This is a genomic window from Mucilaginibacter sp. P4_A11 (genome assembly GCF_056402535.1).
Map to the genome: position 1 here is coordinate 162248 of NZ_JBFUHE010000014.1, position 12479 is coordinate 174726.

Below are 12479 nucleotides of genomic sequence, written 5' to 3' on the forward strand. Positions count from 1 at the left end.
ATCAATTCAATTTAATTTTAAGGTTGCAGGTAAACGTGGTACCATCATTTATAATTTTCAGGTCGTACCTGGTTGCATAAAGCAAATCAAGCCTCCTTTTTACATTGGCCAATCCTATGCCCGAGCTTTTATCCTTCGAATCGTTAATGGGTGCAATTTTATTAATGACAATAAAATTCAACCAGCCGCTACCGTCTACATGCAGCTCAATATCTATCATCGGATCGGTTAGCATACCGATACCATGTTTAAATGCATTTTCAACAAAAGGAACCAGTATCATGGGTTCAATGTAATAAGCATTTATATTATCAGGAACATTGAACACAATTGTTACACTATCACCAAAACGCAATAGCTGCAGCGCCATATAACTGTTAAGGTAATCTACCTCCCGGGTTAGCAGTACCTTTGCGCCCTCACTTTCATAAAGCATATAACGCATCAGGTTTGAAAGCTCAATGATGGCAGGCTCCAGCATATCTGATTTTTTGCGTGCCATGGACGCCATATTATTCAAAATATTGAATATAAAATGCGGGCTAACCTGCGACCGCAGAAAACTGAGCTCCGTTTTAAGGTTCTCGTTTTCCTTTTCCTTCCTGATCTTTTCTTTTTGCGAATTGTCAATAATGATCCGATAGCTGATACTAATTCCCGTAATAGATAAATAAGTGAGTATGTTGGTAAAATACCAACCAAACCATCTCCTATCCGGCCGGAACCCTGCACGCGGGCGATCATCAAAGCCGCGCATGTGTGCGTGTAACCGGGCTATGTCTGCCGGCTTCAACAATGAAAGCTGGCTATCAATAAAGCGTGAAAGCCACATGAGCAGTACAATTGCTGCAACCAATGCCAACACATAAAGCAGCAATTGTTTTTTATTACTGTAAATTACCGGGTATAAATAATAAGCATTAAAATAAAAGAAACCCGCCAGGATGATATTATTGATCATCAGCTTGTAATGCCAGTTGCTGAACCCGCTCCAGGTATTGGGGTTGCGGAAAAGATAAGGCGAGATGATAATCAGCGCCCAAAATAAGACGTGGATCACAGGTTTCAGGTACCTGCTTGAGTATATCCTCTTTATTGCCATGATATAAACATACCTATAAAAGATAAACAGATTTTACATAAGAGATAAAGGTGCGGAAATAATAGACGAGCCAATGCTTTTTGGCGATTAAACTTATGCGACTTCAATTGGCCTGAATTTAATCTATAATCTTCCCGCCTTAACATCGGGCTAACAAAAAACCAGTTGAATATTTACGCATAGAACGGTACAAAAATTAAAGGCGTCAAACATTTCAGAGACAAGTATTTTTTTGCATTACGGATGATATTTTATAACTTACTGGTAAAAAGCTAATTAATTCATTTCTCACTTAATCAAACCTAATCTTATCCCATGGCAACTCAAACCTCACAAAAAAAGATCGCGGAACTTATTCAATACTATCTGCAACCGGTAAAATTAATCGCAGTGCCTCCGTTTAATGTTGGTTTAAAATCGGCAAAAGAAGATACAATGAAGCAACTGCTTGGCACACCGGATCTGCCGCTGACAACAGATGACCAGCCCAAGAAGGCCAGCGCCCTGGTAAAAAAATTAGCACATACCGAGAATATCAGCCTGCACGTGATCGCTAACGGCATCGTACCCTCGGTTCAAAGTCTGAAAATAGTGCTTGGAAAAGCATTTGCTGACGAGCTGGCAGCAGGCCGCGACCTTAAAGCTGTACTATCTTCACCATACGAAATGCTGAATGTACGGTATAGAAAACCTACAAGCGGCAAACCCAGCACCTCAATCAGCAACCATGCCTGGGGAACAGCTATAGACCTCACCATTCTGGGGCATAAGTTCCTGGGTAATACCAAAGATGAAATCCCCCAGTTTATCAACCTTTTGCTCCCATTATTTAATAAAGAAGGCTGGTATTCAGGAATAGATTTCAAGGATACGATGCACTTCGAAGTATCTGACGGAACTATCCGTGACTGGGCCAAAGCCGGTAAGTTCAACGTATAGATCAAATTGAAATGTCTCACAACAACGGTTTCAGGGCGGTTTGTAACCACCACAAGGCTGGCGCGTGCCTTCAGAAAAGGGCCAGGCACTCCCAGCTGCCTTTATGACATTATTTTTTTTATAAACAGTGAATTATAGTTTGTTTCTATTTACGTTAAGCAAGTGTGCTAACGGTTTTTAGCAGCCCACTGCTTTAAAGCAGCAATAGCATCGTATAAAACGCCCGCTTCGCCCCTAAAATCGCCCGAGCCTTTCGGCGCGCCGGTTTGTACATCGTACCATTCAAAAAAACCTTTGTTGGTAAGCATCCTATCGAGCATCGGCGATAACTCGGCATAAGCTTCCTGCGGGTGACCGTAAGTAACCAGCGGCGCTATCATTCGTCCGCCAAACCACGTCCAGTCGCCGCCATTTTGGTAATTAAATGGCTTCATGTTAGGATACTGTTTTTCGGGATAAGGAGGATATACCGTCATGCCAATGGTGGCGTGCTTTTCTTTAGCCGCGGCTGCAAGCATCTGTTTGTTTATTTCCATAACCTCTGCCGGCGTATTAAATCCTGCTATAACTGCGCATATCGATCCCCCGGTGTATAAAATATCCTTTTCATTGAAATCGGGAGAAAACGGGCTTCCATCGAGATAGATATGAGGGATGTATTTTTGATCGGCGGGATCCCAAAGGTACTTACGAACATTTGCAGTAACCTTAGCAGCCTCTGCCGACCATTTTTTTCGAATTTTATATCCGCGTGGCATCATCGAAATGAAATCCTGTACCGCTTTCACAAACATGGCATTATCGTAAATATCCAATGCCCATTTGGTTTTATCATTAATGGTTACCCCCCAACCCGTTTCAGATTGCACATCTCCCCAATCAATTGTTGTGGCACCGGTTATCAGACCATACTTTCCAGACCACCTCTCCTTTTGCAGGTAAAGTAGCGCATCTTCCATCCGTTGTAAAACCGTGCGGCCACCTATGCTTTCATCAAGTATGGTTTTATCGCCGGTAAAATCTATGTATTTCTTTACGGCCTGGATAAGTGACGATTCCTGATCAGTCTCCACCGTATTCTTGTGCGCAGCCCAGCCGGGTAATAAAGGCGAATAACGGTATTTATAGCCCACGCTCGCCTTAGCACTGTCAACTACACCATCTACAATATCACCACCTGCGCCCTGGATCTTAAAAAACATCAATAATTTGCTTTTCACATCTTGTCCGGGATGTACCTGTAACGAGCCGTTAATAAATGTATTGAAATCCCGGATCCAAACTTCATTGTATGAAGTACCGGCAGAAAAACCTGACAACAATTTTAAAGCTCTGGATTGAACCGTATCCAGCCGCGTATCGGCAAGAATTTGTCTGGCTAAAACTTGGTCAGAAGTGTACTGGGCTTCAGCAGCTGAAAAAATAAAACAAAACAGCGCCAAAGGAATAAGCAGGTGCTTTTTCATGCAGATAAATTTTGAAATTAGTTTACTGCCTTTTAGATAGCTGCGGGCAAAGCTTTTATAATATGTACAAACATAATGTCATATTGCAAATATCCAAAACTTTTCTAATTTATTTTTTTTAAAGGGTTATGGAAGGCACTAAACATTGACACTCCAGCTGTTTCCCTGATAAATCATTACCTTGCTCCGCATTTTACTTCTGGTTCAAAATGAAACTCACCATCGATCATAAAAGCGCCATACCTTTACATATTCAGGCCGAAAACTTATTAAGGGAACTCATCCGCGAGCCTGAGTATCAAGCCGGTAAATTATTACCCAACGAAGTGGACCTTGCAAAAAAACTGGCTATATCACGTACTACGTTAAGACAGGCGATCAATAAGCTCGTTTACGAGGAACTGCTGGTGAGGAAGAAAAGGCTTGGAACAAAGGTTGCCCATACCAAAATGAGCTCGAAGTCAATGAACTGGTTAAGCTTCACCCAGGAAATGGAGGCCCGTGGAATTGCCATAAAAAACTACGAGCTTCATGTAAGCTGGGTCTTTCCTGAAGACCATATCGCTAATTTTTTCGATATTAAAACAGATAAGAAAGTATTGAAAATGGAGCGGTTGAGAGGGAACACCGAAGAAGCTTTTGTATATTTTATTTCGTATTTCCACCCCAGAATTGGGTTAACAGGAGAAGAAAATTTCAAAATACCGCTTTACGAAATGCTTGAAAATGAACATTCTGTAATAGCAGATCTCTCAAAAGAAGAAATTAGCGCAAAAGCAGCGGATAAATTCATTGCAGGTAAACTGGAGATTGATCCAGGCAGCCCTGTTCTGATCAGGAAGCGCTTTGTTTATGACCAGGGTGAAAGGCCAATGGAGTATAATCTGGGCTACTATAAGGCCGAAAGTTTTGTTTACACGGTAGAAAGTAGGCGCAGTTCCTGACTTTTATTTTTTTCAATTTATTTGAAATCTAACCGAAACACAATATGTTTGTACATTATAACATAAAATGCATGAATAATTCTGCTTTATCGAATGCGGCTAACATTGATACGATGAGAAACACAGAACAGTTTCTACTTCCGGACCACAAGGAACAAGTCAGGAAATCAGCATATGATATTTATCCTACTTATGAAATAGCCGACCCGGTTTTCACCGGTTACAAAACTTTGGCAAAATGGATCATTACAACCAACCAGAATATTGTTATAGACGGCTATTCAGGCGTATATTGGGAGCTGTTTATCCGCGGTCTGAATGAAGAATTTACAGCGTTGGGCATCAATGCCCACTGGATTGATGTCAACACAGCGTTGAAGCCTGAAGATGTTATTCATGAAATGACTGCTAAATATGATGGAGGTAATGACCCGCTATTTGGCAAGGTATACGAAGGGAAACTCGGTGATTTTTTTGACGCAGAAAAACTCCAAAACCTGAAACCTGCACTAAACAAACTGAACATATTGTATGGTGCCGGTGCCGCCCTTGCGGGATGGCAATGCCTGCTCCTTTATATCGATGTGCCTAAAAATGAGATCCAGTTCCGCTCAAGGGCAAATAAGACCTGCAACCTCGGTGAAAACCTGCCCACTGATCCCAAAAACCAATACAAACGTTTTTACTTTATTGACTGGCCGGTACTCAACAAACATAAAAAACAACTTTTGCCGGTAATAGATCTCATTATTGACGAACAACGGATCACTGAAATATCATGGACAACCGGCGATATTTTGAGAAACGCACTTAAAGCGATGTCGCGCCATATGTTCAGGGCAAGGCCCTGGTTTGAACCGGGTGTTTGGGGTGGTCAATGGATCAAAAACAACATTAATGGTTTGAATAAAGACGTTGTTAACTATGCCTGGTCGTTTGAGCTGATTGCCCCGGAGAATGGCATCCTGCTGCAAAGCGGCAATAATATGCTCGAAGTTTCGCTTGACACCTTGCTATTACTGGATAACCAGGCTATTTTGGGCAAAGCGGCCAACAGGTTTGGCGAGGCCTTCCCTATCAGGTTTGATTTTTTGGATACGTTTGATGGCGGTAACCTTTCATTGCAATGCCACCCCTCTGTTGAATATACCAAAAAGAACTTCGGAGAAGACTTTACACAGGATGAAACCTATTATATACTTGATGCGGAACCAGGTGCGGAAGTTTACCTCGGTTTCCAGGACAACATCGATAAAGAACAATTCAAAACCGTTTTAGAAAACAGTTTTGAGCAAAATGAACCTGTAGAGATCAAAGACTACGTGCAAACCTTTCCGGCAAAAAAACACGATCTCTTCCTGATTCCTAACGGCACGGTACATTGCTCGGGCAAAAATAATATGGTCCTTGAGATCAGTGCTACCCCCTACATTTTCACTTTCAAGATGTATGACTGGCTCCGGCCCGACCTGAGCGGCAATCCCCGAACACTGAATATTGACAGGGCGTTTGAGAACCTTGATTTTAACAGAAAGGGCGATGTAGTAACCGATACACTCATTTCAAGGCAAACTGCTATAAAAAAGGGCAAAGATTGGAAGGTTATCCACCTTTCTACACACCCCGATCATTTTTATGCAATTGAACGTTTCGAATTTGATACTGAAATAACGGAAAATACCAGCAATCAATGTCATGTACTGAGCCTGGTTGAAGGTGAAAGTATTATAGTGACAACAAACGGCTTACAGCAGGTTATTCATTATGCAGAAACCTTTATTATTCCTGCCGCTGCAGAAATTTATACGTTGAAAAATACGGGTAACGTTAGGGCAAAGGTTATCAAGGCCTTTGTTAAAGATGAAAGTTGCTGATAGTTCAATCAAACCGAAGTTCGCCAAAAATGCATCCTATTAAAACCTTATAACATGAATAAGATTTTTTTCATCGTATCTGCATTCATTTTCACATGTGCTGCTGCCATGGCGCAAAAGAGTGATCAACACTTTAATAGTATAACCCTGCAGCCTACCATTGCCTATATCAATTACCATGGTGAGGCCCGCAGAATGGTACGACTGCTATTTCGCAACGGTAAAAGTTTTGCTTCCACAGAAGCTACCGTTTCATTTAATGGCATAACCGACCATGTCAAAATTCCGGCAGGTAAAGACGGTATTGATGTTTTTGAGCTTCCGCTACCGGGCGCGCAAATAACCTCGGCCGTACAGGCAACAGTTACCTTAAAGGCTAACGGACAAATTTATATGGCCCGTTGCATTGTGGAGCCAGCCAGAAACAACTGGACAATGTACATCCTGCCACATTCGCATGTGGATATCGGCTACACCAATACGCAGGCTAAAGTTTTAAAACTACACATGGATAACATCGATGAAGCCATCGATCTGGCAAAAAAAACTGCTGATTATCCTGCTGAGGCCCGTTATAAATGGACAACAGAGGCCATTTGGGTTGTTGACAATTACCTGAAAGCAGCCGATGATGCTAAAAAGGAACGTTTTTGGGATGCTGTAAAAAGAGGATGGATCAGCCTTGATGGGGCTTACGGTAATATCAATACCAGTATGACCGATTCATACCAGTTGATGCAGATGTTTGCCAAATCACAAAAGCTGGCAAAAGCACATGGCATTGAGATACATACTATGTTCCAGGGAGATGTGCCGGGCGCAAGTTGGGGACTTGCAGCACAAAGCGAACAAACCGGGATCAAATATTTCTTATCAGGTCCCAATGCGTCCGACAGGATAGGAAACCTTGCTAAATGGCAGGACAAACCTTTTTATTGGATGTCTCCATCCGGTAAACAAAAGCTGTTGTTTTGGCAATGCCAGCCGTATTCAATAGGCTATGCTTTAAAGGGTACCAAGATCCCTAACTTTTTTACAATAGAAGACCCGAAGCCTTTTTATACGGGCCATCCATCTGATAACTTTTTGAACCCATACCTTTTCCAATACCTCGGCGGGCTCGAACAAAGCAATTTTCCTTATAATATGTCGCTGTTAACCTGGGCCATGAGCGATAACGCCCCGATTGACCCCGAGCTTCCTGATGCAGTAAAAAACTGGAATGAGCATTACGTATCACCAAAACTTGTTATTACATCGGTAAAGCAGTTTTTCCAGGATTTTGAAAAACAATATAAAGATAAGATCCCGTCATTCACAGGCGATTATACCGAATATTGGACAGATGGCGTATCATCAGCAGCAAAAGAAACAGCCATAAGCCGGGAAATGTCAGATAAGTTAAAACAAGCATCAGCCATATGGGCAATCCGCGCAAAGCCAGCCTACCTCACTACGGATTTTGACGAAACATGGAAAAATCTTTTGCTTTACAATGAACATACATGGGGTGCATACAATAGTGTAGATGCTCCCGAAGATGCTAAAGTTAGAAGCGATTGGGCTATCAAAAAAGGGTATGCTTTAAATGCCCAAAAACAAACCGACTCCCTTACCAGCCTGGCGCTGGCAGTAAAAGCCCCGGCAGCAAACAAAGTTGACGTTTACAACACCTTATCATGGCCACGTACCGATATTGTTTATGTGCCGGCCGCACTAAGTGATGCAGGCGATCAGGTTAAAGATAATACCGGCAAAGTGGTTCCATCGCAACGTTTAAGCTCAGGTGAATTGGCTTTTGTTGCAAGCAGAGTGCCTCAATTTGGTAAAGCCACCTACAGTATTAACCAAGGCAAAGCCTTTTCAAGTGGCAAAGCTACAATTTCATCAAGCGAATTAGCTAACGGAATATACAGCGTAACTATCGATAGTAAAACAGGTGATATCAGCAAACTGGTAAAAACCGAGGGCGGTAAGCAACAGGTATTAGTTGATAGTGCAGGGTTTAACAAATATATTTATATGCCCGGCGATTCAACACAACGCCAGCAAACAAGTACCGACGCTGTTATAACCATCAAGGAAAAGGGGCCGCTGTTGGTGAGCTTATTGATTACTTCAAAAGCACCTGGTGCCTATGGCTTAACCCGCGAAATCAGGCTGATTAACGGCCTCGACAAAATTGAGCTGATCAATACAATTGATAAAAAAAGTATCCGCTCAAAAGAGAGTGTTCACTTTGCTTTTCCCTTTAACGTTCCCGGCGCGCAGGTTCGCTACAGCATTCCCTGGGGCAGCGTTACGGCCGAAGCCGACCAGCTTCCAAATGCCAATAAAAACTGGTTTACGATGCAGCGCTGGGTAGATGTTTCCAACTCATCATTTGGCATTACCTGGTCAAGCCCTGATGCTCCTTTGTTTGAAATAGGAAAGATCACTACGGCCGATTTACTGGGCGGCTTACATCATGCGCCGCAATGGCTTGCATTCACTCCGCAGTCATCCCGGATCTATTCATGGGTGATGAATAATCTTTGGCACACCAATTTCCGGGCCGAACAGGAAAAAGGACCAGCCATATTTCATTACATCTTCCGCTCGCATCCTGCCGGTTATGATGGTTTTGAAGCCGACCAGTTTGGCCTTAGCAATCATCAGCCATTAGTAGTATCAGCTACTTCCGGTAGTTTGGATGAGCAATTATTTTTCAATATCGATGGAAAACAAGTGTACGTAGAATCGTTAAAACCAGCCGATGACGGCAACGGCGTTATAGCACAGATAGTAAGCACCGGCGATAGCGATGTAACTATCACCCCTAAAACAAAATCAGCCATAAAGATCTGGAAAAGTAACCTGGCCGAAGAGAAGGTATCTGTTCTTGATAACAATTTTAAAATCCCTGCAAAAGGAATAATTACCGTACGAGTTGAAAAATAAGATATCAATGGAACAAAAATTATCCACGGGAACGAAAACTTCTACCCTGTTTTTAACAGCAATAACCCTTATCGCCACGTTGGGCGGTTTGCTCTTCGGCTTTGATATGGCTGTTATTTCGGGAGTACTTCCTTTCGTAAAAAGCCAGTTTGCATTATCAGCTGCAACAGAGGGCTGGTTCGTATCTTCGGCACTCATTGGCTGTATTATAGGCGTTGCTTTTTCCGGTGATCTAAGCGACCGTATCGGTCGAAAAAAGATGCTGATGCTATCGGCTGTGCTATTCCTGCTGTCGGCGGTAGGTTCCGCCTTATCTTCCGGCTTCACACTACTAATTTTAGCGCGTATGCTGGGCGGCATGGGCGTTGGCGTGGCATCCATCGTAGCACCATTATATATCTCAGAAATTGCCCCTGCACATATAAGGGGCCGCCTGGTAACCTTTTATCAGCTGGCTATTACGGCAGGCATCCTTATTGCTTATTTGACCAATGCCGGTTTACTCAATTTTTCACTGCACTATAAGGGAGCTGAATTTGGACAGGTTTTAGACCTGATATTAATTAAACAAGTTTGGCGAAGTATGCTTGGCTTAGGAGCAATTCCGGCCCTGCTGTTCTTTATAGGCTTATGTTTTGTACCGGAAAGTCCACGATGGCTGATCCAAAACGGAAAAAATGAAGAGGGCATTGCCATACTTTCAAAGATCACAGACCAGGTAACAGCCCAAAATGATGCGTTACTGATAAGCAGCACAAAAAGCCAGGAGAAGGGAACATACCGCGAGATCTTTGCCCCTGCCATGCGTAAACCGCTGCTAATTGGCCTGCTGCTTCCATTATTCTCACAATTCAGCGGCATTAACGCGGTGATTTATTATGGCCCAAGGATCCTTAGCGATGCCGGTATCAATATCAGCAATGCCCTGCTCGGGCAGATCATATTTGGCATTGCAAACTTTGTGTTCACCTTGATAGCTATCTGGAAAGTGGATAAAATGGGGCGCAGGCCGTTGTATATAGCAGGTGCTTTAGGGGCTACTGTTTGCCTATTTTTCACGGGCTTTTGTTTTTATACCGACACTACAAACAACATCGCATTAGTCGTTAGCATCATCCTGTTTTTAGCATGCTTCGCATTTTCGATAGGTCCTTTAAAATTTGTTATCGCTTCAGAGATCTTTCCAACAAGAATAAGAGGCAGGGCTTTGGCTTTAAGCATCATGACCATGTGGGTGGCAGATACTATTGTGGGACAGCTTACACCTATGTTTCTGGGCTCGGTTGGCCCGGCTGTTACTTTCTGGTTCTTTTCGGCCTGTTGCCTTTTATCTTTCTGGGTAGTATATAAAATGGTTCCCGAAACTAAAGGAAAATCGCTGGAAGAGGTACAGGAGATTTGGGTAGGGCATTAATACGGATTAGATTTTTTCCCTTTGGGGATTAGTCTCTCTATTTTTAATCGCAGATTTTGGCTGCCGACAAAATAGTCTGTTGCCACCGAATACACTGCATCTCCTATTTGCAAACCAACTTAGTGTATCTTACAATAAAAGAGGCCTTTTAAATCTTTGTATTATTCAGTTAGCGAAGTAGTAATACTCATTTTTTTCGGCCGCCTTATGACAGTATTGTACTTCAAAAATAATACCCCGGTACCAAAGCTGATATCGGGGTATTAAAGTATATTAATCGGGGTAATTATTTATCCCAAAACACTGGCGTATCCAGGTCATCTGTGCCTATGCTTGCAACGGCTGCCCTGTAATTATCAGCGTTAATAGCCGACTCGGTTTGCGGATAGGTATACCTACGTACAAAGCTGCCTTTTATTTGCTTTCCGGGATATGTGTTTGGCGATAATGCCGGGAAACCACTTCTTCTGAAATTGGCCCAGGTTTCTGCGCCGTTTCCGAATGAAGTTATCCAATATTGAGTATTGATCAGTTTCAACGCATTGGCGTCAGAGTACGCATTTAACGGATTATTTAGGTAAGCATTTTCGGCATCGCCACCAATCACAGCAGTTGCATCGTAGCTGGCAAATTGATCCATCGCCGCCTTTACACCATTATTATAATAAGTACTTGCCGTACCTGTTATATATCCCTTAAAAGCTGCCTCGGCCAGCAATAGCTGGGTTTGAGCATAAGTTACAAAGTATTGCGGCGCGGTTATTTTACCAAATACGCTGTAGTTTACCTGCGAATATTTGAAGCCAGAACCACTTACTCCGCGAAAGCCGGGCGCTGTTGGTAGTGTACCGCTGTCATAACCTATTGGCAAACCAAACTGGTTGGCTGATGCCGTATCCGGCGCAAGGGATAAGGCTTTTCCCGGATCGGCATACATGGCCGAGATGTACTTCAGCCTTGGATCGCCGGTAGTTTTTAATTGTGTTACAAAGGGCTCGGCAAGGTAATATGTATTGGTTAACTGTTGAATTTGCTGCGTAACAAGGTTAGGGTATGTATTGTTGTATTTCAGGTAACAGTTATCTGAGTTGGATTGCATTACTCCTCCGGCAACAGCTGCCTGAACAATCGTTTTTGCCTTGCCTGCGTCTACTTTAGAATAGCGCATTCCAATACGCAGCAAAAGCGAATAGCCAAGACGTTTCCATTGCGGAATATCTCCGCCAAAAAACACATCGCCCTTAACAAGATCTTTCGCAAGATCCAATGCCGCGGTAGCCGTTGTCAGTTCGTTTACCAAATCGGCATAAATATCCTGTTGCTTGTCGTATTTCGGCAAAAATGCAGAATTGAGGTAAGCCTGCCCTGCCTGGCTGTATGGTACATCGCCATAAGTATCTACCAGCATCATATAATTATAAGCTCGCCATATCCGGGCTTCATTGTACAAATTAGACCGGGATGCATCTCCTTTAACTTGCGGCAAAATGTGCTCAAGAAACTTTATGCTGTTTGGATAAGAATTATTCCATCGCATTACCGTATATGTTTGATTTAAAACATTGAAATTAAAAGCTGATGTAACACCACCAAAAGGATCAATAAACTGTTGAACAACCGTTGCTTCGGTTTCCATTAGCGATGCATATGTTAAAACTTCTGCATTGGAAAACAAAAACATTGGGTCGAGGCTGGTTGTATTGTTTGGGTTAACGTTTAATTCCCTGAACCCTTTATCGCAACCTACTGCAGAAAACAGGCAGGCAGCAGACAATATGATCTTTATATAATTTTTCATGA

The 12479-nt window shown here is 42.7% G+C and carries 8 protein-coding genes; 5 read left to right on the forward strand and 3 right to left on the reverse strand.

Annotated features, from left to right (window positions below; translation table 11 throughout):
- Position 1: 1 nt before the first annotated feature.
- Positions 2-1102, reverse strand: a complete 1101-nt coding sequence (locus AC1DUD_RS24060; protein WP_477379162.1) for a sensor histidine kinase — start codon at positions 1100-1102, stop codon at positions 2-4.
- Positions 1103-1417: 315 nt separating this feature from the next.
- Here AC1DUD_RS24060 and AC1DUD_RS24065 point away from each other — a divergent pair, with 315 nt between their 5' ends.
- Complete coding sequence (locus AC1DUD_RS24065) at positions 1418-2041, forward strand: M15 family metallopeptidase (RefSeq protein WP_477379164.1); 624 nt, start codon at positions 1418-1420, stop codon at positions 2039-2041.
- Positions 2042-2208: 167 nt separating this feature from the next.
- On the opposite strand, the gene AC1DUD_RS24070 is transcribed toward AC1DUD_RS24065, so the two are convergent.
- The gene (locus tag AC1DUD_RS24070; protein WP_477379166.1) at positions 2209-3507 is read right to left on the reverse strand and encodes a glucosidase family protein; all 1299 of its coding nucleotides are present in this window, start codon (positions 3505-3507) and stop codon (positions 2209-2211) included.
- A gap of 209 nt (positions 3508-3716) precedes the next feature.
- On the opposite strand from AC1DUD_RS24070, the gene AC1DUD_RS24075 reads away from it, so the two are divergent.
- The 4 genes from AC1DUD_RS24075 to AC1DUD_RS24090 all read left to right on the forward strand — a co-directional run bounded on the left by AC1DUD_RS24075 (position 3717) and on the right by AC1DUD_RS24090 (position 10679).
- On the forward strand, positions 3717-4451 hold the full coding sequence (locus AC1DUD_RS24075; protein ID WP_477379168.1) for a GntR family transcriptional regulator: 735 nt from the start codon (positions 3717-3719) through the stop codon (positions 4449-4451).
- A gap of 113 nt (positions 4452-4564) precedes the next feature.
- Positions 4565-6325: a class I mannose-6-phosphate isomerase gene (locus AC1DUD_RS24080; RefSeq protein WP_477379170.1), complete on the forward strand. Its 1761-nt coding sequence runs from the start codon at positions 4565-4567 to the stop codon at positions 6323-6325.
- Between the two features lie 54 nt (positions 6326-6379).
- Positions 6380-9265, forward strand: a complete 2886-nt coding sequence (locus tag AC1DUD_RS24085; protein ID WP_477379172.1) for a glycoside hydrolase family 38 N-terminal domain-containing protein — start codon at positions 6380-6382, stop codon at positions 9263-9265.
- Positions 9266-9272: 7 nt separating this feature from the next.
- Positions 9273-10679 (forward strand): sugar porter family MFS transporter, encoded by a 1407-nt coding sequence (locus AC1DUD_RS24090; protein WP_477379174.1) that lies wholly within the window; start codon positions 9273-9275, stop codon positions 10677-10679.
- Positions 10680-10965: 286 nt separating this feature from the next.
- Here the strand turns inward: AC1DUD_RS24090 and AC1DUD_RS24095 are convergent, their stop codons facing one another.
- Positions 10966-12477 (reverse strand): SusD/RagB family nutrient-binding outer membrane lipoprotein, encoded by a 1512-nt coding sequence (locus tag AC1DUD_RS24095; protein WP_477379176.1) that lies wholly within the window; start codon positions 12475-12477, stop codon positions 10966-10968.
- Between the last annotated feature and the right edge of the window lie 2 nt (positions 12478-12479).

Coding starts and splice junctions, on each gene's coding strand:
- AC1DUD_RS24080 (WP_477379170.1), top strand. CDS start 4,565: ATGAGAAACACAGAACAGTTTCTACTTCCGGACCACAAGGAACAAGTC.
- AC1DUD_RS24070 (WP_477379166.1), bottom strand. CDS start 3,507: ATGAAAAAGCACCTGCTTATTCCTTTGGCGCTGTTTTGTTTTATTTTT.
- AC1DUD_RS24095 (WP_477379176.1), bottom strand. CDS start 12,477: ATGAAAAATTATATAAAGATCATATTGTCTGCTGCCTGCCTGTTTTCT.
- AC1DUD_RS24065 (WP_477379164.1), top strand. CDS start 1,418: ATGGCAACTCAAACCTCACAAAAAAAGATCGCGGAACTTATTCAATAC.
- AC1DUD_RS24090 (WP_477379174.1), top strand. CDS start 9,273: ATGGAACAAAAATTATCCACGGGAACGAAAACTTCTACCCTGTTTTTA.
- AC1DUD_RS24085 (WP_477379172.1), top strand. CDS start 6,380: ATGAATAAGATTTTTTTCATCGTATCTGCATTCATTTTCACATGTGCT.
- AC1DUD_RS24075 (WP_477379168.1), top strand. CDS start 3,717: ATGAAACTCACCATCGATCATAAAAGCGCCATACCTTTACATATTCAG.
- AC1DUD_RS24060 (WP_477379162.1), bottom strand. CDS start 1,102: ATGGCAATAAAGAGGATATACTCAAGCAGGTACCTGAAACCTGTGATC.